The sequence below is a fragment of the Stenotrophomonas sp. 86428_Sma genome (assembly GCF_056481585.1).
This window is the reverse complement of the sequence record NZ_CM151156.1, coordinates 2,518,605-2,539,679: the sequence shown is the minus strand read 5'-3', so window position 1 is coordinate 2,539,679 and position 21,075 is coordinate 2,518,605. Positions and strand designations below refer to the sequence as shown.

The following is a 21,075-nucleotide window of genomic DNA, read 5'->3' as shown; positions in this document are numbered from 1 at the left end:
CCATGCTCGGCTACTCCGCCGCACATCGCGCCCCATCGGGCACTACACCAGCGAGCTTCCCCAGCACCCGATCCATCAGAACAGGCTCCGGCACGCCAATCAGCACCTGTTCCAGATAGTCCATTGGCTGCAGCTGCCATTGAAGAAACCCCCGCAACTGCAGAACTTCGGGCGCCCGCTGCTCCGCATCCAGCGACGTCTGCATCAGCACGTGCTCTGGGCGATTCTCCAGCCACAGCACCGGAACGCCTCTGCAGTGAACCTGAAAGCTGCCGTGTTCTTTACGTTCCACGAAGTGGAATCCCTGCCATTGCCGAGCGTCCACGAACTGGATCGTCTGGCGGCGCAGATTTGAGAAGCGATAGCCAGGGATCGTCTCGAACGCGAGAGGCGAAGGTAGGGGGGGGCACAGGCCACTGGCACTGCGCCGTAACCACTGCAACCATGGACAGCGCCATGGCCGCCCAGCGGCAGCAGGCCACTCAACCCTCCGGGCGCACTCGATCGATGGCATGCGCCGTGAGTCCCAACCCGGCCATGATCAGGCCCTCCATGACGCGCGGGCCAACGTATTGCTCCAACTCACCGTTCTCGCGGGCGCGCTGTGCGGCCAGCAGGATTTCCAGCACCACGCGAAGACCCGCCAGCGAGCAGTCGGTGTCGGCCAGGGCGATGCGTCGGCCCGGCATTTGGTGGCGCTCTGGCCAGGGCTGACCATCGGAGGCGGCACCCGAACCGATGCTGTGCAGCAGGGCGACGAGCGTGTTCGGATCCAGCACGGGGCCGTTGGCGGGCGCGTCGTGGATCGCGTGCGGGGCAGGGGAGTGGGGCTGGGTCATGGCTGGGCTCCTTGCATGCATGCAGAAGCCGCCACCGATAAAGGTGGCGGACGGTGCGAGGTTCGAAACCCGGTCTACGCTAAAACCGGCAGGCACAAGGCCTCCGCGCACCGCCCGCCATAGCCGGCCGACGGATTGCCAGCCGGCACCACCTGATGGGTGATGCCGGCTGGCAAGCGTTTACTTCAGCGTAGAACCGGGGTTTCGAATCCCGGCCACCGATGCACGGTGGCACGGCAAGGAATACGCGGACCTATGCGTGATGCCAATGCAGTAAGGCCGATGCCGACACCACTTTCAACATTTTCAGAATCGTTGCATACCGCGCAATGAGACTGGAGCCTTGCGCTGCAATGCTATCGGCGATATCGGTGGTGCAGGCCTGCGAACTGTCGGTATCCGCCCGGCGGAGCCGTGAGCGAGGCGGATGCGACAGGATTGCCAAAGCCCGACAGGCGTCAGCAGCCCTTCATCGCGGCCTTGGTCCGCTCCAGCCAGGCCGCATTGTGGCTGCGCGCATGCCGCGACCAGTGCTGGGCATCGTCGATGATGCTTGCGAACAGGCTGCGGGCCTGCTCGCGATCGTCGGGTTGCGGCTGCGCTATCAGCCATTCGGCGTAGAGGCAGCGAGCGGCCGCATCGTTTCCGCATTCCACGGCGCGCTCGAATGCGGCGCGGGTGCCGGGCGCCTGGGTAACTGCCAGTGCCTGCGCGTAAAGCAGGGTCTGTTCCGGCTTGCGGCGCACATCCGGATGGCGGGCGAACAGGCCGTCCAGCGTCTCCACCGCCAGCGCGGCGTGCCCGGACTCAAGGCGGGCTCGGGCGAGGCCGGTCAGGATGTAGGGATCGTCACCCAGCGGCGAGCTGGCCGCCTGCTCGAGCAGGGTTCTGGCTTCCTCGGCCTGGCCTGCATCCAGTAGCGTCATGCCAAGACGAGCCCGATTCTGCACGGTGGGCGTGCGCGCCAGCTCGGCGCGAGCGTTACGCAGGTCCTGGCCCGGGTCCATGAGCTGCTTGGCGGAGCGGATGGCCTGCCGGGCGCCGCGCGAGTGGCGGACTTCCGGGAAGTAGATCGCCAGGAAGTAGACGACGCTGCCGAGCAGCGGGAACGAGAAGAGCAGGATGAGCCAATAGAGGCTCTGGCCCGAGCGGATGGCATGCACCGCGAAGTAGATGGCCGCCAGTACGTGGAGTCCGATTCCGATATAGGGCATGTGCGCCGCCTCGTCCTTGTGGGGGCTGGAACTATAGTGGGGGAGGGGTGGGGTGCCAATGGGGTGGGGCGATCGAGCGTGACGCGTCACGTTAATAGGGTTGGATTCTGCGAGGTAGGGCGCTGCATGTCACTATGTGAGGGTGCTGCATTGATGGAGGGCAATACATGGAACGTACGCAAAAAGCACTAGCGATGGCCAATGTCGCTGGTTGGGATCGGCGCTGGTCACGTTTGGCTTGGTTCAAGGGGGCTTTTATCTGAAGGCGTATTGGGACCACTTCGGCCTGGATCCCTTTCAGTTTGTGGCAGTGAGTGAGCTTGCGCTGGCAGGTTTAGCGGGCATCGGTTTGGTGTTGTTCTTCATGCTCGTGGCCCTGCTGCTTGGCGGCTGGGTTGAGGGCAAACTGACAACGCACACGCCCAAGGCCAGTCCGTTGATATGGCTGGTCTTGACGATCTTCCTTGTGGGCACGGCCGCGTTGATGTGATGGGCGAAGGGCTGGCCGCTTCTGATAGGCACAGCTTTGATGGCCATCTGCGCAGTGATCGTGCGCGTGTCGGCGGTGTTGCCGGCCTTCTTCAAGGACTCACCATGGCTGGTCTATGTCCTAGCGATGCTTGTCTATGTATCGTTTTCTTCGAACTGGCTTGGTTCTGAGCGCACCAAGAAGATCGCTGCCGATAGCAGCGAGCACACGGTGGCTGTGACTGTTGACGGAAAGGTGCAAGGCGGCCTGATACTGGCGGGTCGCTTTGGTGATAGTTATGTGTTTTGGGACTCAGGGCAGAAGCATGCATTACTTGTGCGTGCGGACGATGTCAGCAGATTGGAGGTTGCGCGTGGTTCTTTAGCGCCTGCAAAGTCAGCCCAGTAGCGATTAGGAAGATCTACCAGGGGTATGGCTCTGGATCGACCGAGACATTGAGTACCCGTTCGCGCTTGGCGTTTTTGCCCTAGATTGCCGTATGCGGTGGCCGAGCGCTCCCTTGGATGCACTCCAGTGACGACTCCCCGCTTCGGTGAACTAGTTAGTTAGCTCCCCGTGCGAACCAGTGGAATGACGATCTCCGGATGCGGTACCGTTTGTCTTAATTAAGACTGAGCTAACCGAGTAATGTCTGAAACGATAGCGTCAAACGCCCAAGGTAAGCCCATGCTGTGCGAGGTCCAACGCATCATCGAGGACTTCGATGCACTATACCCGTCACAAGACGTGGGTGCCGCCGTGGAGGCCATCGGCATCGCGACGCACGGCAAAGGCCTTTCGCAGTGGTCGGACCTTATCCACAAGCGCTTGGGCGCCTTGAGCGCTCCCGACCAGTACGGGGTGCGAGAGCATCTCCGCGACCTCACAACCGAAGTCGTATATGCGCACGCGCTATTTGATCAACCGCTCGAGCCGGTATTGAAAACTTTGGGGGCGGCTAGCTCGATCTCCGCGCCGCCCGATACTCGCAAGACCGCGGCGCCGATCGACTGGACAGCCTTGATCCAGGCCGCGCGCGTGCAGTCGTTATTGACCCAGTGGTACGCTGACAACTTGGACATGCGCTACCCGCGCGAGTTTGCGGTTGCGCGCGCCGCGCGCCGCCTAGCTGACCGCGGTTTCCCGGTGGAGCACGAGCGCACGCAACTTCGTCTTTCGCAGCAAACTAACGATCGGTTGATCGCGCGCTTGGAGGAATTGATCGGCGATCTAGGTGGACTAAGCTTGCTCCGAGAGTTGTTCCGAAAGGCCATTGCAACGTATGACGCCGACTCGGAGCGGTACATGATCGTCAGGGATACGAGGGTTGGGCGTCCGCGTGAACCAGACTTCCCTTGGGGTTACCTCATCGCCTTGAGCGCCAAGCACGTCTGCCGCCGCAACAGTCGCAGACCTGGCAACGAGGCTTGGGAAGAGCTTATCGGCCTAGCAACGGATTTTGCCGCCCTTCATGACGTCCAGGACTACACACCGCCGATCTTTGCGCAGATCCCGACCGACAAGCTCGTTGCGACGTTGACGAGACGAGCGCTCTACGACTCAATTTACACCTTTCCGCAACTACGCTCGAGCGATGTGCTGCGCATGCTTCGGCCGTTGCTGGCCGAGATTCCCGCTGACAGAACTTACGGTCCTGGTTGGACGAAAAATGACGTATTCTCCGTCATCGAGCAGCTATACCGGGCCATAGGAGATTGCCGCGGTCCGGTCTCTCTTGACCTTCGGCACATCGCCAAGACCGTTCCGGGCGTGGCGCCTGTGCTAGCCAAGCACATCCTGTTTGACGTGCTCTCGCACCCTTCCACGGGCCCAAACTCGCAGTTCTTCCGTCCCACCGACCAGACCGTGCGCGGCGCAGATCCGCTAACTGGCCCAGGCAACAGCCTGTACCTGCGCCCATTGATCCGGCTGGATGGCAAGCGCGCTATCGTCATAGATCGATCCGTGGCCGGGCCGGGCATGGTGGAGGCAGTGCTCAGTGCCGTGCGCGGGTACGAAGGTGCCGACACGTTCCAGGGCAAGGTGATTGGCGCAGGGGCCGAGGCGCTCATTCGACTTGAGTTCGCACAGCACGGTATTGCGATTCATACCGGCGACTACGACACGCCAAAGGTCCATGGCGAGTGCGACATCGTTATCGACGAGGCTGGCAACCTGGCATTCATTGAGTCCAAGGCCAAGGCCCTCACTCGAAACGCCGCCAACGGCAATGATGTCGACGTACTGCTCTCGCTCGCCGGCAGCGTGGTTGCGGCGGTGGAGCAGTCTTTTGGGCATGAGATGCAGTTACGAAAGCACGGCGAGCTTGAGCTTTACGATAAGGAAACACGGAAGGTGAATCACACCTTGACCTGGAGAGGCCAGACCGTCGATCGCATCGCTTTGTCCCTGTACGACTTTGGTTTTTTCCAGGATCATACTGCGATCTCAAAGCTGATGTGGCCGATGTTGAATGCTCGCTACGGAGCGATCGACCCTGCAATCCAGAACACCTTCAAGGGTCAGTTTAAAAAGTTGAACGAGAAGGTGTTGCCAAAGCTCACCGGACACCTGCAGATTTGGGAAGAGCTTGGCTTTCAGGGGGAGGACCCCTTCGCATTCGGCAACTGGTTCCTGAGTGCCCCGCAGCTTTTTGGGCTGCTCGATGGGATCCAAGGGCCGGCCGAATTCTTCGAGCGACTCGGTTTTCTAAGAAACCTGACATATCAAAGCTACAACTTCCACCACCAACTCAAACATGCCTTATCTCTCAAGGCGGAGCAGGATGTTCGCGCCGACGGAGAAAGGCCTTGAGTAAGAGCGAGACCAGGCAACTTGGGAGAGCTTCCGCTTGGGGCCGGCAAAGCACACCTGGACGGAACAGGCTCGTAATTGTCGGGGGAACTTACAGGCAGGCAAGAGCCGAGCCAGAGCCGCAGCCATTGCCAAGCAGAGCCAACGGCGCAGCCAGAACGGATCGAGCAGAGTGGGGCGGTCATCAATGGGAACGCCATCGCGCGTGGGGATAGGGCGCTCGGCAGCTTCCCGGAAACGCCCTCATTCCAAAGCAGCAGCCACATGACCACGCCAGCGATCCCCACAAGGCTGTGACCCCGCCCGTACTCGCCAACCTGAAGGCTAAGGAGGTAAGCTTCGGCCCAGCTACAGAGGGAAGTCATGGTCACAAGGATTGCGGCAGCAGCGGTGCTGTGCGTGATGGCTGCGCCAGTAGGCGCTCAGCAGATTTACAAGTGCGTCACCAAGGGCCGCGTTGAGTACCAGTCGATGCCATGCGCCAATGGTGAGGCGGCGAAAACGTGGAATGTTGAGGTTGCCCCGCGCTCTGCCGAATCCGCAGCCAATGAGCGTCGCCTGGATATGATCAGGCAGCAGAATTCTGCCGCTGTCACGCCTCAACCGGCACCGCGCCCGGCTCCGGTCTACAGAAATGGCGGTGGTGGCGGCCAGCTACATCACGTTTCGCAGTACAAGGACGCCAACGCGTGCGAGGCAGCACGTGCCGAGCGTGAGCGCGTTTTCCGGGCCTATGGCACCAATCGCCCATTTGACGTTGGGCGACGCATGGACGACATGGTTTGGCGTGCATGCAAGTAACCAAAGCCGTGATTCTTTGGACTCACAGTGACAGGAGGGCCTAGGTGGCGGAAGATTTCTCGACCAGCAATCTGAACGAAGCCAAGTTCCATGCGAGCTTGATGATTCGCACGGTGGCTTTCTCGACGTCAGATTCAGTGGGGGCGTTAAGCTCGTATGTGACCGCCGCAGCCGGAGCTGCGTTTATTGCCGCCATCTCCACCGGCTCCTCAATAGCAGCCGCCCTTGGCGCAAACGTCCTTGCCGCATGGCTTTTCACGTGTGTTGTCACGATGGTGATCGGGTTCGCCGCTAAGGGAGCAGGTACTGGCGTCCAGGCTGCGAAGGCTGCGTATGAGATGGGAGCCAAGGAAACGGACCGCCTTGGCGGTTCGGCTTCCTACGACATTTCCCCCTTACCAATTGACGTTCAACGGCTGGTTCTTAAGGCCGCGCCATTCGGCGAGAGGTGGATCGCGCGGCATACGCTTGCCATGGACAGATATGAAGGCGCTCTCTCCATTGCACTCATGAGCAATCTGCAGAAGCGGCTCGTTTTCCTGCAGATATCCGTCCTGCTATTTGGCGGCGGTTACATTTCACGGATGGTGTGGTGGGTGTTCGAGCACGGAAAGATCCCCGGGGTGTAGGGGCAGCGCCCCTACGGAAGCGCCTCACACGCGCTGGCGGGACCTCGGCCCACGGCTCATGTAGACCACATTGCAGGTTTCGGCGCCGGAGCCAGGATCACCGACGCCCAACCGCCGTTCTCGGCGAATCCTGAGGACTTCGGCAAGGTAGATCACGCCGGATTTCGCCGTGGCGGATCCCGTGGGGGCCGGAGCCGATCGCGCAGCCAAGTCTGCGCGAGCCTCGGCCATCATCAGTCGCCATTCCCGCGCAATGTTGCAGATCAGGGACCACCAGGCCATATCGCAGGGTTCCAGCTGGTGACCTTCGGGAGTGAACATGTGTCCAGCTTGGAAGCCGAAACCGGCCCAAGGGCCGGTTAGGTCAGTTCGGTCATGCGGATCGATTTCGATCATGCTGCAAGCTCTTCCTTGTCGGGGGAGCCTGCAGGGAGGCAAGAGCCAAGCCAGAGGGTCGGCAGGGATTCGTGTAAAAACGGGCCGAAAGTGAGCTAACTGCCTGTCGCAGCTGGCTTTATTGGCCGCTCCAGAAAATCGAGGGTTGGGCAGCACTCTCCCGCCGGCACTTGGGCGCACCGCGCTATTTTCTGTTCGAGATCCCTCTCCAGCTGTCGCAGCTCGCGGATTCGTAGACGGACATCGACGAGCTTTCGCTCGGTCAGCTGACGGGTCTGCTCGCAAGAACCTTCGCCTGTGATCTCTAGCAGGCCAGCGATCTCGTCGAGGCTGAATCCCATCATCTGAGCGCGCCGGATGAACTGAAGCCGATTGACATCGTTTTCGTCGTAACGACGCACGCCTCCTATGGGTCGCTCGGGTTGACGCAGCAGCCTACGCCGCTGGTAGTAGCGCACGGTTTCGACGTGCACATCGGCCGCCGCCGCCAGCCGGCTGATCGTAAACGTGTTCGGACGCACGGCTTGACTCCGTACCTAGGTACAGAGGCTAGTATGCTCTGATGCAAACAACCCCGGCCAAATCGTCTGTTCCAGCCATCGTTGGCGCGAGCATCGCCGCCATTGGCGCATCGGTCTGCTGCGTCGTGCCGCTGGTGCTGGTCCTGCTGGGCATCAGTGGCGCCTGGATCGGCACCCTGACAGCTCTCGATCCCTTGAGGCCCTGGTTCAGCGCCGCCGCCGTACTGTCCTTGGCCGTGGCGTTTTGGATGCTGTATCGACCGGCGGCACGGTGCGGTGTGGATGGCAGTTGCATCGCCCCGGACGCTCTGCGACGCAGGCGACGTTGGCTCTGGTTGGCGACAGCCCTCATCGTCCTGTTGCTGCTGTTTCCCTATTACATCGTCTGGATTCTGTAGGAGGCGCGATGCACAAGTGGATACTGGCCCTGGTGGCTGCTCTGTCGGTCGGTGCCGCTCTTGCGACGCCCGCAACCGTAGTGATGCTCGATGCTGAGAACATGACCTGTCCCGCCTGCGGCATCACCATCAGGAAGGCGCTGGAGAAGGTGCCGGGCGTGGCCGATGTGAAGGTGGACACCCGGGCTGAAACAGTCACGGTGACGTTCGAATCGAGCCAGACGGATGCAGCCGGAATCGCGCGTGCAGTCACGGAAGCAGGCTTCCCGGCCAAGGTGCGGACTGGCGGTGAGTGACGTCAAGCTGGAAAGCATCTTGACCTGCCCGGAGTGCGGCCATCGGGCGACCGAGACAATGCCCATCACAGCGTGTCAATTCTTCTATGAGTGCACGGGCTGTGGAGCGGTTTTGCGTCCGCATCAAGGCGACTGCTGTGTGTTCTGCTCGTTCGGAACAGTGCCATGTCCACCGATCCAACAGAACAATCCCTGTTGTGGTTGAACCGCGGACTCCGATAATAGTTGGACAGACAGGCTGCGAGATCGACTGTGCCACCCTGGAAAGCGCGCCGCTCAACCAGCGGTGTGCATGCGAAGTGGTCGACATCCTCCGTCTGCACGAGTCGATCCGGGGTGCCTTTCCGGAGTTCACGACTGATCCCGCCGTACACGCGCACTTATTTTCACCCTATGCCTTGTTCGTTGATCGGCCCGCGTTGGAGGCCATGGGACGAGTCGCGGCGGCGGTCTTCGACGTCGCAGGAAACCCGGGATATAGCCAACGGGTCCTGCAATGGGCCCCTGACATTGCAACCCATGATCCGGGTTCGGCGGGGGGCGTCCTGGGTCTGGACTTTCACCTGACGGTCGATGGCCCGCGGCTGATCGAGGTCAACACCAATCCAGGCGGTCTGCTCCTCAATGCCTTGTTGCTCGATGCCGTGCGGTCTTGCGCGCCGCCAGCATGGGCCACCTGGACCAACGCGGCCCAAGCGCGTGATGCGGCCGTCACGGCCTGGATGGAGGATGCTCGGCAGCAATCCGGGCGCACGCCGTCGCGCCTGGCCATCGTGGACAGCACTCCGCGAGCGCAGTTCCTTTACCCCGAGTTTGTGCTGTACGCGAACGCGTTTCGGGACCATGGCGTGGACTGCGTGATCAGCGCTCCCGAGGATTTGTCGTTTGGTTCGGACGGGCTTGAGGATGCCCACGGTCGAATCGACACTGTCTACAACCGGTTGACCGATTTCGCGCTCGAGGATGCCTCGCATGCAGACATTCGTGAGGCTTACCTGGCAGGGGACGTCGCGCTGATGCCGCATCCCCGAGCACACGCGCTGTTTGCCGACAAGCGCAACCTTGCGGTGCTCGGGGACCCGGCTCTGCTCGGCGGGTTCGGGGTCGATGCGGGTTCGACGGCACTGCTGGGCCAGGTGATCCCGCCCACGGTCGAACTCGTGCCCGCGAACCGGGATGCGTTGTGGGCAGTGCGCAACGGATATTTCTTCAAGCCTGCAGCAGGGTTTGGCAGCCGTGGGAGTTATCGGCGCGACAAGTTGACCCGGCGGACTTGGGCGTCTATGGCGTCGGCGACCTACATCGCACAGGCCTTCGCGCCACCGAGCATGCGGATCGTGCATGGGGGCCAGTCCCTCAAGGCGGATGTGCGCTGCTTCGCGTCCGAGGCGGGTGTCCTGTTGTTCGCGGCCAGGCTGTACCAGGGCCAGACCACGAACATGCGCACCCCCGGTGGTGGATTCGCAGCGGTGCTCACGTCGTCACGGATCGAGGAGTGATTCCCCACCGGAGCCGACCCTTGGGGCGTGTCGTGGCTACAGCCAGGCGAGTGCCGATTCAGCCAGTTCGCGCTCCTCATCGATCGCGACGTTCCATATGCTCGGCCCGCCCCCGCGGTCGATCCGCGTGGCTCCAGCATCGTTGACGTCAGGTGCCAGCGCCAGGCCGAGCCAGGCCAGTCGCGCGACGATGCGAGCCCGCAAAACCGGCGCGCGATGGCCGATGCCGCCGGAAAAGACGACATGGTCGAGACCGCCAATTGCCGTGGCCATGGCCGCGATGGACTGCGCAATCCGGACTGCAAAGAGCTCCACGGCAAGCTGGGCCTGCGGGCCGGGATCCGTCAGCAACACGCGCATGTCGCCATGGCCGGCGATTCCGGCAAGGCCTGCACTGCGGTACAGGCCGTTTTCAAGCGCCTGCGCATCCAGGCGTTCATGCCTCAGCAGATACAGCAACGCGCCGGGATCGAGATCTCCGGAGCGGGTAGGGCTCGGGATTCCACCCAGCGGAGTGAGCGCCATGGTGGTGTCGCGGCTGCGGCCGCCCTCGACGGCGCAGACGCTGCAGCCACCCCCCAGATGCGCGAAGACAGCGCGGCCCTTCAGGATTCCAGCGTCGTGGCTGGCCACTATGCGGAGCGCGGAGGCAAAGGCGAGTCCATGGAAACCGTAGCGGCGGATGCCCAGCGCATCCCATGCTTCAGGGACAGGCAAGCGCCGGCTCCAGGGCGCGAGCGACGCGTGGAAGTCGGTGTCGAAGGCCACGCCTTGGCGCGCGTGCGGCCAACGCATGCGCGCGGCACGCGCGAAAGCGAGGGCTACCGGCTGGTGCAAGGGTGCGAACGGCACCAATGCATCCAGTTTCGCGAGCACGGTTTCGTCGAGCTCGCGGGCGTCGTGCAGGTCACCGCCATGTACGATTCGGTGCACCACCACGTCGGGGCTGGGCCACGGCTCCGACAATGCCTCGAGCAGGGTGGCAAGGCGCTCCTGCGCATCCACGCCGACTGGAATTTCGGCCCGGGAGCGCTCGAGCAGACGAGACTGCGCGCCGTGTCCCTCAGTGTTGAACAGATAGGACGCGCCCTTGAGGGTGGACGAGCCAACGTTGAGTGCAAGAAGCCGGCGCGTGGTCACAGGTGTCCCCGAATCATGTTCATGGGGACCGCACCGCCCGGCGCAACAACTGCGCATTGATTGCCACAACGACGGTGCTCAGCGACATGAGCACTGCCCCAAGCGCAGGTTGCAGCAGGATCCCCCATGCGGCGAGAACGCCAGCGGCGAGAGGGATGGCGACGATGTTGTAGCCGGCGGCCCACCACAGGTTCTGGATCATCTTGCGATAGGTGGCCTTGCTCAATTCGATGATCGCTGGCACGTCGCGCGGGTCGCTGCGCACGAGTACGACGTCGCCGGCCTCGACCGCGACGTCCGTCCCTGTGCCGATGGCGATGCCGACGTCGGACGTGAGCAGCGCCGGAGCGTCATTGACACCGTCACCCACCATCGCGACGCGCTTGCCCTGGGCCTGCAGCTCCTCGATCTTTGCCACCTTGTCCTCGGGCAATACCTCGGCGAAGACGGTGTCGATGTTGAGTTCCTTCGCGACCGCGTTTGCGACCGCCGTGGAATCACCCGTCAGCAGGACAACCTCCAGTCCTTCGTCGTGCAGCCGCTTGACCGCGTCGAACGATTCGGGACGGATGGCATCCGCGATCGCAAATACGGCGAGCACCCGGTCGCCTTCCACCAGGTAGGTTGCAGATTGACCATCGGCTGCCGCTGATTCGGCAGCCCGCCGAAGCGTCTCCGGCGGTTCGACCGCGAGCATTCTCAACAGACCCGGCCCGCCAACGTGAAGCGAGCGCTCCTCGACGACTGCGCGCACGCCGCGTCCCGGCATGGACTCGAAGTCCTGCGACATCGGAACGTCGATGCCATGTTCCTTGGCGCTGGTCATCAGCGCCTGCGCGATCGGATGTTCAGCGTCGCGCTGGACCGACGCGGCCACGCGAAGCACCTCGTCGTCGGTGAGTCCATCGGCGGCAGTGGTCTTCACGACGCGGTGCGAACCGAGCGTGAGCGTGCCTGTCTTGTCGAACACGACCGTGTTCAGCAAACGGGCCTCTTCCAGGCCGCGTCGATCGCGCACGAGCAGGCCGTTCCGTGCGCCAATCGTGGTCGAGATGGCGGTCACCAGCGGGATGGCCAAACCCAGCGCATGGGGACAGGCGATCACGAGCACGGTCACTACGCGCTCGATCGTGAAGCTCCACGGTCGACCGAGGAGTGGCCAGACAATGGCGGTAACCGCGGCGGAGACGATGGCGATGATCGTGAGGTAGAACGCCGCCCGGTCCGCCAGGGCCTGGGCGCGCGAGCGCGACGTCTGGGCCTGCTCGACGAGCCGCATGATACCCGCGAGCGCGGTCTCGTCGCCGGTTCCCGTCACCTCGACACGCAACGAGCCCTGTCCGTTGACGGTGCCGGCGATCACCCGGTCGCCCGTCGACTTGTCCATCGGCTTGGACTCGCCGGTGATCATCGCTTCGTTGACGGCGCTGGTCCCTTCCTTCACGACGCCGTCGGCGGGAATGCTCGCGCCGGGCCTGATGAGCAGCAGGTCGCCGCGCTTCAGTTCCGCGACAGGGACTTCCTTCGCGGTACCGGCCTCATCCAACCGCACCGCCATATCAGGCAGCAGCTTCGCGAGTTCCTTGAGAGCGCCCTGTGCCTGGTTGATCGAACGCATCTCGATCCAGTGGCCGAGCAACATGATCGCCACCAGCGTCGCCAGCTCCCACCACAGGTCCAAGCCCTCGACAACGCCGAGCGTGACCAACGCGCTGTAAAGGAAGGCGACGGTGATCGCAAGCGAGATCAGCGTCATCATGCCCGGCAGGCGATTTCTCAGCTCGTGGTATCCGCCGCGGAGGAACGGCGAGCCGCCGTAGAAGTACACGATCGTGCCGAACACCGCCGGGATGTACGCCGACCCCGGGAACTGTGGTGCGGTGTAGTCGAACCAATGCTGGATCATCCCGCTCCAGATCAGAGTGGGGATGGTCAGCAGCAGCGTGAGCCAGAACTTGTCGCGGAAGCTCGCCACGCTGTGGCCGGCATGCTTGTCGTGCCCGGCATGGACGTCACCTTCAGCACCCGTGCGGGGATGCGGCGGTTGCTCGCCGTGCGCCTGATGATCTTGATGATGATGATTGTGTTGCGTCATGGGTCTGCCTTCCTGGATGCACTGATGCGCCGGGCACCAGCGGGGAGATAGATCAGTGTTCTGTTACAAGTGTCCCGATCTGGCGATGGCCATCACCAGCCGCAGTGAGAGCAATCCCGCAGCAGCGAAAGCCACCATAGCCAGGAAAGGCATGTGACCGAACACTTGCGGGCCGTCGGAATGCAGGCTCAACAGCGCACCGCTTACGTACAGGCCCAAGGTGACCAGGGCCAACGCCAGCCGGTTGCCCGTGCGCGCGATTGCCTCCTGCGTGGAACTCAGGCCATGGTGGTGTACGGAGAAGGCGGGTCGTCCGTCGCTCAGTTGCGCCTGCCGCAACAGGTCGGTGGCGATCTGTGGCAGTTGGCGCGCAGTGCGGGCCAGCCGCATGGCAAGCGGCCTGTTGCCGCTGGGGCGGCTGGCTTCGGCAATGTCGGCGATCGCGGCCGCCTGCGCGGACAGCGTCCCCAGCAGGTCCAGATTCGGATCCAGCGCCCGCAGCGTGTTCTCGACCAGGAACAGCGTCCGGATCAGGGACAGCAGGTGGGCCGGAAGCCGGAAGCCAGCGCCCTGCCCAATGCGTGCCACGCGCCAGATTGCCTCGGCAATGGACCACTGCGCCAGCGGACGGCTGGCCATCTCGGCCAGGATCAGGTGGATCTCGCGCACATGCGAGCGGCGGTCGACCTGCGACGGGAAGAAGCCCATGGCGATCGCTGCATCCAGCACGCCCTCGGCGTCGTCGGCCGCAATGGCCTCGACCATGCCGCCGAGCGCGAGCCGGGATGCAGGGTCGAGCACGCCGATCGATCCAAAGTCATGCAGGCACAGGCGACCGTCGTCAAAGAAGAACAGATTCCCCGGGTGCGGGTCGGCATGGAAGACGCCGGCGCCGAAGAGCTGATGCACGTAGGCACCGAGCAGCGCCCTTGCCAGTGCGGGAGCGGCCGCTGTGCCGTACGCGGCCTCCAGACGGGTCCCGTGGCTTCGATCCTGCACAAGCACGTTGCGGGTGGCATACGGCTCGACGACGTGCGGCTGGGTGATGCCGGGCAGGGCATCCAGCACCTTGGCCATGCGCCGCATGTTCTGCGCCTCGTGACGCATGTCGATCTCGTCACGCAGGAATGCGCCTAGTTCGTCCACCAGTTCGAGCGGCCGGTGGCGTTTCAGTGGCGGCCAGATCCACTGGGCGACGCGCATCGTGCGCCGCAGGAGCAGCAGATCCGCCTGCACCTGGGCATGGATCCCGGGGCGGGTGATCTTGACGACCACATCGCGACCATCATGCATGCGCGCTGGATGGATCTGGGCCACTGAAGCCGCGGCCAGGGGCTTGTCATCGAAGCTGGCGAAAAGTTCGCCGACCGGCGCGCCAAACGCCTGTTCGACGATACGCATGGCCTCCTCCGCCGGGAAGGGGGGCACATCGCTGTGCAATCGCGACAGCGCCTCGCGATAGGGCGCCGGCAGCAGGTCCCAGCGCAGGCTCAAGCCCTGGCCCAGCTTGACGAAGGTGGTGCCCAACCCCACCAGTGTGGTGCTGACGTATGCCGGAAGCAGGTCGGGTGCACGTCGGCGCAGGCGCAGCACGGCGACGCCGAGCTTGAGTCCCGCCCAGGCAATCTGGCCTCCGCGCCGCACCGTGCCCGCCATCAACGCGCGCTCCCGGTTGGACAACTCATGGCGTCGACCCACTTGCAGGACGCAGGATCGTGGCCGGATCGCCCCGACCATCCACTGCCGCCAGCTCCGCTTCCGACAACAGGCCGCCCCGGGACTGGCCGAGGACGCCCGCGGCCGCATCGACCACGTGCGCCCAGGTGCTGCGGTTGGCGAACAGCAGTCCCGGCACGTCCAGCGTGCCGCCGCGGTTGACGAAGCCGAGCGCCGCGGTCGTGGCCGGGCCAGTGTCGAGCCGGCGCAGCGCGCCCAGGAAGGGCTCGGGCCGCGTATGCGTGACGAATATGCGCGGCCGTTCCGCCGGGAACAGTGCATGGACCTCGCTGTCGGAGTGCACGTACCGCGCCTCGTCCGGATCGCGCGGCGTGCGGAACCGGCCGGGCTCGCCGAGATAGACGATCGCGGCCGACACGCCACGTTCAACGAGGCGCACCTGCGCGTGGCGCACTTCCTGCAATTGGTAAGCACCGGTGGCGACCAGCAGGATCGCCGCTGTCGCCGGGTTGCCGGCCAGGCACAGCGCACCTTGGGTGGCCAGCGCCTGCGCCTGCGTCGGTGTCAGCTCGTGCGGCACCGGTCGCTTGGGGACGACCAGGGTGGTGACCGTGCCGCGTTGCGCGTAGGCGTGGGCGAGGGCCGCGGCGGCGCCGTTGGCGTCCGGGGGAAACACCACGCGCGATATGTCGGCCATTTCGCCCAGGAGCGCCTCGGCCATGGTCGGATCCTGATGGGACTGCTCGTTCTTCGCGTTCTCCCACGTGTGCGAGGTCAGCACGAGAGGCACGCCCAGCCAGCCGGGCGGTCGCCCCGCCTGTGCCTGGTGACGCGCGAAGATCAATTCCTGGCGCACGGCGCCAAGCATCTTCGGTGCGAACGCCTCGTAGGTGACCACCAGGTTCAGCCCGCCCTTGTTGCCGAGCGCGGCGCATACCACGGCTTCCTCATTAAGCGCGGTGATGACCGCGCCAGTGGTCGATTCCGCGACACCGGGCTCGGGCTCGTGCACCCGGTGCTTCATTGCGTCCAGGGTGCGATCGAGCTTGTTGCTGCGCAGCTCGTCAGGATTGCCCACGCGCACGCGCAGCCCCGGGTTCGCTTCGGCGATGGCGACGAACTGCTCGTCGAGCGCGGTCATCGGCGAGCTCTCGCCGCCGGCGCCGCGGTCGGCGATCGCCGGGACGCGGGGCGGTTCCACCTGGCGATCGGCCAGCGCATGGTCGCGCTCGCGCACGCGCTGCTGGAGGTCGTGGCTGTTGAGTGCGGCAACAGCCTCCTCGAGCTCGGACGCGGCCACGAACAGCGCCGCGGCGCCTTGATTGAAGAGCGCGCGTGCCTCGGCCTCCTTCGACGGATTCCCGGGCAGGGGCAGGTTGTGCGAGGCGTTGGTCCCGGCGCCGGGGAATCCGAAGCCCTTCACGGTTTCGGCAATGCCATAGGGCAGCCGCACGTCGGCATCGGGAACGGCGGCGCCCGCTTGCAGGCGCGACTCCATCACATGGATACCCCACGCGATGCTGGCCGGATCGCGCCCGTCCAGCGCGATCGGATCAAAGCCGTTCAATCGCAGGTGCCGGTCCAGCCACCGCTCGCCGCCCTGCTGGGCGATCTGGCTGCGCTGTTCGATGCGCCGCCCGTTGAGGATGATGATCGGGCTGACCAGCCCGCTGTCCTCGGCACGCCACCAGCGCGGCGCCCAGTCGCTGCCGCGCTGTTCCTCGAACGCACCGTCGCTGAGGAACGCCACCAGGCGTTCGTCCTTGAGCGGTGCATGCACGTACTGCAGTTCGGCAAAGCCGAGATAGCCGCCTTCCATCACGCCCCCGGCGGTGTGCGCATTGACGTGGGAGCCCAGGGGCGACGCCGGTGTTCCGTCCGGATTGAGGGTGTAGGCATAGAAGTCGCCGACGAACCGGCTCAGCCCCGCGTCGGAGCGGTCGTAACGTTCGGCGTGCCGGGCGGTCATGTTGCCAACCAGCACGTTCAGCGCGTCGATGGCGGCCACGCAGTGCCCCTGGCCCATCATCCATGCGCGGGTGACGCCATCCAGGGCGTCCATCAGCAGGTAGCCGGCGTAGGCCGGCACCATGTTGAGGGACCCGCCAGTGTGGCCTTCGGGCGTGGCCTTGAAGTCATCGGCCTCGAGGGCCGCGCCGTCGGTGCGGACCCGCTGGCTGTAGGTCATGTGGGCCACCAGCCACATGCCGGCGCTGGTGACGCGATCGGCCGCGGCGAGCCGCTGCCAGGCGGTGCCGGCATCGGGCGTGCGGCCCAAGGCCACCAGCTCGTGCACCATCTGGCGGACCCGGAGCTGGGTGAGCGGGTCATGTCGGATCACGCCGTAGCCGGCCGCCCAATGGTCAAACGCGGGATCGGCCCGCCGGTGGGCGTCGGCGAGTTCAAGGGTCCGCTGGCGCTCGGCGGCCGACAGCTGGTCGGCGGTGCAGCAGTTGAGATGCAGGTTCATGGGTCCTCCGGGGAGTCGGCCGAAGCGGACATCAGGGTCGATGCCGCGTCAGCGAGGTCCGCGCCGAGCGCGATCGCGTTCGACGGGTGGGCAATGGTGTCGGTACTGACGATGCGGGCCAGACCTGCTTCCTGCAGGCGGGCATAGGCATCGCCGGCGAACACCGGATGGATGGCGACCAGCAGTGGCGGCGGCAACGACAACCGGCGCAGGTGTGCGAGGGTCTCCAGGATGGTGTGGCCGGACGACACGATGTCGTCGATCAGGACCGGGGTCCGGCCCGCCACGGCCTGCGGGTCGGGCAGGCTGACGCGCACGTCGTAGTCGCCGTGCCGCTCCTTGGCCAGCACCTGGTAGGGCATGCCGGACAGGGCGGCGATGTCCGCTACCCACTGCTCGCTCTCGCTGTCAGGGCCGATCAGCACAGCGTCGGGGACGGTCTCAGCGATCCAGCGGGCCACGGCCGGCGTCGCCGATACGTGGACCGTCGGAATGCGGTAGAGCGACTGCAGGCGCTCGACGCGGTGCAGGTGCGGGTCCACGGTCACCAGCCAGTCGAAAGCCTCTTCGAGGAATTGCGCAAACAGCGGTGTACTGACCGCCTCGCCGCGATGGAAGCGGGTGTCCTGGCGCATATACCCCAGGTAGGGTGCGATGAGGCCGACCGAACGAGCCCCGAACTCGCGCGCGGTCCGGGCGGCGAAGCGCAGCGGGAGGGCCAGGGCATCGGCGTTGCGCAGGCTGGCCAGGATCGCCACATCGGCGCCGTCCAGTGCGTCGTCCAGGGTGACCAGCGACTCGCCATCGGGGAAGTGCCGCCAGGCCACGGGTGCAATGCGCGCCTGCAGGGGCTGGTTGATGGTGCCGGCCAACACTGCATCGGCCGGGAAGGGCATCAGCACACGGGTCATGGAACCTCTCCAAGCACAAAGGGTTGCAGCGTCGCGGCGTGCTCCAGGGCGTAGGCCAGTTCTCCCGGCGACTCCGCATGCAGGGTCATCATGGGCTGTCCGCGCTCGACCGTATCGCCGATCCGCAGACCGGTTTCGAGGCCGGCGGTGGGGGATGTCGGGGCGCCGGCCAGCTTGGCCAGTTTGGCCAGCCTGCGGTTGTCGATCGCCGCGATGCGGCCCGATGCAGGCGCCGGGACGTCGGCGGTGAACGCCGCCCGTGGCGGTTCGCGGAAGCCTCCCTGGGCCTCGCAGATCGCCAGGAACTTGGCCAGCGCCGCCCCGGAATCCAGCACGCCGCGCGCGCGCTCCAGTCCGGTGCCGGCGTTGCTGCCCGCTGCCATGTCCAGCAGCGCCGCGGACAGCGCAAGTGCGCGTTCGCGAAGGTCGGCGGGTGCATCGGCCGCGTTGCGCAGCACCTTGAGCACGTCGTGCGCCTCGAGCGCCGGGCCGATTCCCCGACCCACCGGCTGGGTGCCGTCGGAGCGATGGATGCCCAACTGCAATCCCAGCGCGCCCGCGGTGTGGGCAAGCCGCGTGCCGAGGCTGTGGGCCGCGGCCTCACCTCGCACCTTGGCCGTCGGACCCACCGGCATGTCGATCAGGACGTGGGTGGAGCCCGCGGCTATCTTCTTCGACAGCACGCTGGCGACCAGTTGGCCGTCGCTGTCGAAATCCAGCGGGCGCTGGACCCGGATCAGGATGTCGTCGGCCGGGCTCAGGCGCACGTTGCCACCCCACACGATGCAGCCGCCCTCGCGCTCCACCACCCGGCGCATCGCCGCCAGGTCGAGCGCCACCGGCGCCATCACTTCCATGGTGTCGGCGGTGCCCGCGGGCGACGTGATCGCGCGCGACGAGGTCTTCGGGATGCGGTAGCCCAGCGCAGCCACGATGGCCACCACGATCGGGGTGGTGCGATTGCCCGGCAGGCCACCTACGCAGTGTTTGTCCAGCACCGGCCCTTCGCCCCAGTCCAGGCGCTGGCCCACGGAGATCATGGCTCGCGTCAGCGCGGTCGTCTCCGCATGGTCCAGGCGGTCACCCGCGCTGGCAGTGACGAAAGCTGCAAGCTCCAGGTCCGACAACCTGCTTTCCATCACGTCCTGCACCAGGGCGAAGTACTGCGCGTCGTCCAACCGGGCGCCGAACACCTTGGCACGGAGCGCGCCCGCCGACGCCGCGGGTTCCGCGTGCCTGACGCCGGCGAGGGCGTCGGGCGCGGGATCGAGGAGCGTCCACGCGGCCTCCGACAACGCCACCTCGTCCAGGCCGAGCCGATCGTCGATGACCACGTTCAGCGTCGCCACCAGCGTGCGGGCGTCCACGTCCAGCCTGACGCGCGTCATCGCGGCAAAGCCTTCCGAGCGACAGACCTCGCAGTCGCGGTGCATATAGACCACCGGCTGCTGGTAGGTGTCGATGCCGGCACGGGTGACGCGCAGGCGGGTGTGGCCCGGGGCCTGCGTGGTCATCTCGCATCCTCCAATCCGACTTGCTCCAGGTGCCCCGGCACGCGCGCACGCCAGCCCAGTTCACGCTGCACGCGCCCGCGCAGCGTGTCTGCAGCGTCGGGCTCGCCGTGGGTGAGGTAGACCATGCGCGGCGCGGACGGCGCGGTGCGCATCCAGTCCAGCAGCTCCCCGGCGTCGGCGTGGCCGGAGAAGCCCTCCAGCTGCACCACCTCGGCGCGGATGGGGACCTCGCGGCCGAACATGCGCAACGTGCGCTTGCCTGCCGCCAGCGCGGCACCGCGTGTTCCTCCGGCCTGGTAGCCCGCGAGCAGGATCGCGTTGCGGTCATCGGGGCCGAACGCCTCGATGTGGTGCAGCACGCGCCCGCCGGTGATCATGCCGCTGGCCGAGATGATGATCATCGGCCCGCGCTGGCGGTTGAGTGCCTTCGACTCTTCTACAGTGTTGACGAAGGTGGCCACGTCGAACATCCGCTGGCAGTCCTCGTCGGACACGTGGTGCTCGGAGTGGTGGTCGTGGTAGTGCCGGGTCGCGTTGATCGCCATCGGGCTGTTGAGGTAGACCGGCACGCGAGGGATGTCCTTGCGCTCACGCAGCCGGGCGATATGCAGCATGAGCGCCTGGGCGCGGCCGATGGCAAAGGCGGGAATGACGATCACGCCCCCGCGGGCGGCAACGCGGCGGATGATCGGTGCCAGCTCGGCTTCTTGGTCGATCGGAATGTGTTCCCGATTGCCATATGTGGATTCGCAGACCAGGACGTCACAGGCGGGCAGGGGCGTCGGCGGATTCATCAGCGACTCCTGCTGCCGTCCCAGGTCGCCACTGAAGTGCAGGCGCTGGCCCTGGACGTCAAGGCTGACATGGGCAGCGCCCAGGATGTGGCCGGCAGGATGGAAGCGGATCGTGACGCCTGATGCGACCTCGATGTCGCGACCATAGTCATGCCCCTTGAGCTGCTTCAGGCTGCGGCGGGCGTCATCCTCGGTATAAAGCGGCCGTGGTTCCTTGTGCTTGGAGTACCCCTTGCGGGCCGCGTACTTGGCCTCCTCTTCGAGCAGGTGTCCGCTGTCGGGAAGCAGCAGGCCGCACAGGGCCACGCTGCCATGGGTGCAGTGGATCCGGCCGCGGAACCCTTGTTTGACCAGTGCGGGCAAGTAGCCCGAATGGTCCAGGTGGGCGTGGGTCAGGACCACCGCGTCGATTGATGACGCCTCGACGGGAAACGGAGCCCAGTTGCGCTCGCGCAATTGCTTGTAGCCCTGGAACAGGCCGCAGTCCACGAGCACGCGCTGACCGTTGGCCTCGACCAGGTAGCGCGAGCCGGTCACGGTGCCCGCGGCACCGAGGAATTGCAGGGTGGGGTTGGAAGACGCTGTCATGGTGTGGCTC

Annotated in this window: 21 protein-coding genes; 9 read left to right on the top strand and 12 right to left on the bottom strand. The window is 65.1% G+C overall.

Going from position 1 to position 21,075, the window contains the following annotated elements; genetic code table 11:
- Nucleotides 1-10 precede the first annotated feature (10 nt).
- The 3 genes from ACZK3J_RS11670 to ACZK3J_RS11660 form a co-directional block, all read right to left on the bottom strand.
- Nucleotides 11-292 carry a hypothetical protein gene (locus ACZK3J_RS11670; protein WP_239684316.1) on the bottom strand — a complete coding sequence of 94 codons (282 nt, stop codon included), beginning with the start codon at nt 290-292 and terminating at the stop codon, nt 11-13.
- A 190-nt stretch (nt 293-482) separates the two neighbouring features.
- Nucleotides 483-839 (bottom strand): hypothetical protein, encoded by a 357-nt coding sequence (locus ACZK3J_RS11665; protein ID WP_049401575.1) that lies wholly within the window; start codon nt 837-839, stop codon nt 483-485.
- A gap of 458 nt (nt 840-1,297) precedes the next feature.
- Nucleotides 1,298-2,053 (bottom strand): tetratricopeptide repeat protein, encoded by a 756-nt coding sequence (locus ACZK3J_RS11660; RefSeq protein ID WP_100437624.1) that lies wholly within the window; start codon nt 2,051-2,053, stop codon nt 1,298-1,300.
- Between the two features lie 211 nt (nt 2,054-2,264).
- Here ACZK3J_RS11660 and ACZK3J_RS11655 point away from each other — a divergent pair, with 211 nt between their 5' ends.
- The 5 genes from ACZK3J_RS11655 to ACZK3J_RS11635 all read left to right on the top strand — a co-directional run bounded on the left by ACZK3J_RS11655 (nt 2,265) and on the right by ACZK3J_RS11635 (nt 6,766).
- Nucleotides 2,265-2,543: a hypothetical protein gene (locus ACZK3J_RS11655; RefSeq protein ID WP_223224611.1), complete on the top strand. Its 279-nt coding sequence runs from the start codon at nt 2,265-2,267 to the stop codon at nt 2,541-2,543.
- 39 nt (nt 2,544-2,582) lie between these two features.
- Complete coding sequence (locus ACZK3J_RS11650) at nt 2,583-2,930, top strand: hypothetical protein (protein WP_223224610.1); 348 nt, start codon at nt 2,583-2,585, stop codon at nt 2,928-2,930.
- 279 nt (nt 2,931-3,209) lie between these two features.
- Nucleotides 3,210-5,336 carry a hypothetical protein gene (locus ACZK3J_RS11645; protein ID WP_478475818.1) on the top strand — a complete coding sequence of 709 codons (2,127 nt, stop codon included), beginning with the start codon at nt 3,210-3,212 and terminating at the stop codon, nt 5,334-5,336.
- A 363-nt stretch (nt 5,337-5,699) separates the two neighbouring features.
- Entirely contained in the window at nt 5,700-6,137 is a 438-nt protein-coding gene (locus ACZK3J_RS11640; RefSeq protein ID WP_080356585.1) for a DUF4124 domain-containing protein, read from the top strand.
- 44 nt (nt 6,138-6,181) lie between these two features.
- Nucleotides 6,182-6,766: a hypothetical protein gene (locus ACZK3J_RS11635; protein WP_049463371.1), complete on the top strand. Its 585-nt coding sequence runs from the start codon at nt 6,182-6,184 to the stop codon at nt 6,764-6,766.
- Nucleotides 6,767-6,790: 24 nt separating this feature from the next.
- On the opposite strand, the gene ACZK3J_RS11630 is transcribed toward ACZK3J_RS11635, so the two are convergent.
- Nucleotides 6,791-7,162 (bottom strand): DUF3653 domain-containing protein, encoded by a 372-nt coding sequence (locus ACZK3J_RS11630; RefSeq protein ID WP_049463370.1) that lies wholly within the window; start codon nt 7,160-7,162, stop codon nt 6,791-6,793.
- Between the two features lie 95 nt (nt 7,163-7,257).
- Complete coding sequence (locus ACZK3J_RS11625) at nt 7,258-7,683, bottom strand: MerR family transcriptional regulator (protein WP_017355167.1); 426 nt, start codon at nt 7,681-7,683, stop codon at nt 7,258-7,260.
- A 41-nt stretch (nt 7,684-7,724) separates the two neighbouring features.
- Here ACZK3J_RS11625 and ACZK3J_RS11620 point away from each other — a divergent pair, with 41 nt between their 5' ends.
- The 4 genes from ACZK3J_RS11620 (at nt 7,725) to ACZK3J_RS11605 (ending at nt 9,876) form a co-directional block, all read left to right on the top strand.
- Nucleotides 7,725-8,081, top strand: a complete 357-nt coding sequence (locus ACZK3J_RS11620) for a mercuric transporter MerT family protein (protein WP_017355168.1) — start codon at nt 7,725-7,727, stop codon at nt 8,079-8,081.
- Nucleotides 8,082-8,089: 8 nt separating this feature from the next.
- Nucleotides 8,090-8,377, top strand: a complete 288-nt coding sequence (locus ACZK3J_RS11615; protein ID WP_017355169.1) for a heavy-metal-associated domain-containing protein — start codon at nt 8,090-8,092, stop codon at nt 8,375-8,377.
- Nucleotides 8,307-8,582, top strand: a complete 276-nt coding sequence (locus ACZK3J_RS11610; protein WP_465251337.1) for a GDCCVxC domain-containing (seleno)protein — start codon at nt 8,307-8,309, stop codon at nt 8,580-8,582. Before ACZK3J_RS11615 ends, ACZK3J_RS11610 begins: the two co-directional genes overlap by 71 nt.
- Nucleotides 8,583-8,676: 94 nt before the next feature.
- Entirely contained in the window at nt 8,677-9,876 is a 1,200-nt protein-coding gene (locus ACZK3J_RS11605) for a hypothetical protein (protein WP_478475817.1), read from the top strand.
- A gap of 36 nt (nt 9,877-9,912) precedes the next feature.
- Here ACZK3J_RS11605 and ACZK3J_RS11600 read toward each other — a convergent pair whose 3' ends face one another.
- The 7 genes from ACZK3J_RS11600 to ACZK3J_RS11570 all read right to left on the bottom strand — a co-directional run bounded on the left by ACZK3J_RS11600 (nt 9,913) and on the right by ACZK3J_RS11570 (nt 21,014).
- Entirely contained in the window at nt 9,913-11,016 is a 1,104-nt protein-coding gene (locus ACZK3J_RS11600; protein WP_036196077.1) for an acetate/propionate family kinase, read from the bottom strand.
- Between the two features lie 19 nt (nt 11,017-11,035).
- Nucleotides 11,036-13,111: a heavy metal translocating P-type ATPase gene (locus tag ACZK3J_RS11595; RefSeq protein WP_082316348.1), complete on the bottom strand. Its 2,076-nt coding sequence runs from the start codon at nt 13,109-13,111 to the stop codon at nt 11,036-11,038.
- Between the two features lie 63 nt (nt 13,112-13,174).
- Entirely contained in the window at nt 13,175-14,767 is a 1,593-nt protein-coding gene (locus ACZK3J_RS11590; RefSeq protein ID WP_017355174.1) for an ABC1 kinase family protein, read from the bottom strand.
- Nucleotides 14,768-14,792: 25 nt separating this feature from the next.
- Nucleotides 14,793-17,258 carry a phosphoketolase family protein gene (locus ACZK3J_RS11585; protein WP_017355175.1) on the bottom strand — a complete coding sequence of 822 codons (2,466 nt, stop codon included), beginning with the start codon at nt 17,256-17,258 and terminating at the stop codon, nt 14,793-14,795.
- The gene (locus tag ACZK3J_RS11580) at nt 17,255-18,169 is read right to left on the bottom strand and encodes a ribose-phosphate diphosphokinase (protein WP_017355176.1); all 915 of its coding nucleotides are present in this window, start codon (nt 18,167-18,169) and stop codon (nt 17,255-17,257) included. Before ACZK3J_RS11580 ends, ACZK3J_RS11585 begins: the two co-directional genes overlap by 4 nt.
- Complete coding sequence (locus ACZK3J_RS11575; protein WP_049404647.1) at nt 18,166-19,683, bottom strand: thymidine phosphorylase family protein; 1,518 nt, start codon at nt 19,681-19,683, stop codon at nt 18,166-18,168. The genes ACZK3J_RS11580 and ACZK3J_RS11575 overlap by 4 nt, the downstream gene beginning before the upstream one ends.
- Nucleotides 19,680-21,014 carry an MBL fold metallo-hydrolase RNA specificity domain-containing protein gene (locus tag ACZK3J_RS11570; RefSeq protein ID WP_229301209.1) on the bottom strand — a complete coding sequence of 445 codons (1,335 nt, stop codon included), beginning with the start codon at nt 21,012-21,014 and terminating at the stop codon, nt 19,680-19,682. Before ACZK3J_RS11570 ends, ACZK3J_RS11575 begins: the two co-directional genes overlap by 4 nt.
- Nucleotides 21,015-21,075 lie beyond the last annotated feature (61 nt).

Excerpts from the sequence above, each read along its gene's own strand:
- ACZK3J_RS11665 (WP_049401575.1), bottom strand. The coding sequence starts at position 839 with ATGACCCAGCCCCACTCCCCTGCCCCGCACGCGATCCACGACGCGCCC.
- ACZK3J_RS11660 (WP_100437624.1), bottom strand. The coding sequence starts at position 2,053 with ATGCCCTATATCGGAATCGGACTCCACGTACTGGCGGCCATCTACTTC.
- ACZK3J_RS11650 (WP_223224610.1), top strand. The coding sequence starts at position 2,583 with ATGGCCATCTGCGCAGTGATCGTGCGCGTGTCGGCGGTGTTGCCGGCC.
- ACZK3J_RS11645 (WP_478475818.1), top strand. The coding sequence starts at position 3,210 with ATGCTGTGCGAGGTCCAACGCATCATCGAGGACTTCGATGCACTATAC.
- ACZK3J_RS11640 (WP_080356585.1), top strand. The coding sequence starts at position 5,700 with ATGGTCACAAGGATTGCGGCAGCAGCGGTGCTGTGCGTGATGGCTGCG.
- ACZK3J_RS11630 (WP_049463370.1), bottom strand. The coding sequence starts at position 7,162 with ATGATCGAAATCGATCCGCATGACCGAACTGACCTAACCGGCCCTTGG.
- ACZK3J_RS11620 (WP_017355168.1), top strand. The coding sequence starts at position 7,725 with ATGCAAACAACCCCGGCCAAATCGTCTGTTCCAGCCATCGTTGGCGCG.
- ACZK3J_RS11615 (WP_017355169.1), top strand. The coding sequence starts at position 8,090 with ATGCACAAGTGGATACTGGCCCTGGTGGCTGCTCTGTCGGTCGGTGCC.
- ACZK3J_RS11610 (WP_465251337.1), top strand. The coding sequence starts at position 8,307 with ATGCAGCCGGAATCGCGCGTGCAGTCACGGAAGCAGGCTTCCCGGCCA.
- ACZK3J_RS11595 (WP_082316348.1), bottom strand. The coding sequence starts at position 13,111 with ATGACGCAACACAATCATCATCATCAAGATCATCAGGCGCACGGCGAG.
- ACZK3J_RS11590 (WP_017355174.1), bottom strand. The coding sequence starts at position 14,767 with ATGGCGGGCACGGTGCGGCGCGGAGGCCAGATTGCCTGGGCGGGACTC.
- ACZK3J_RS11585 (WP_017355175.1), bottom strand. The coding sequence starts at position 17,258 with ATGAACCTGCATCTCAACTGCTGCACCGCCGACCAGCTGTCGGCCGCC.
- ACZK3J_RS11580 (WP_017355176.1), bottom strand. The coding sequence starts at position 18,169 with ATGACCCGTGTGCTGATGCCCTTCCCGGCCGATGCAGTGTTGGCCGGC.
- ACZK3J_RS11575 (WP_049404647.1), bottom strand. The coding sequence starts at position 19,683 with ATGACCACGCAGGCCCCGGGCCACACCCGCCTGCGCGTCACCCGTGCC.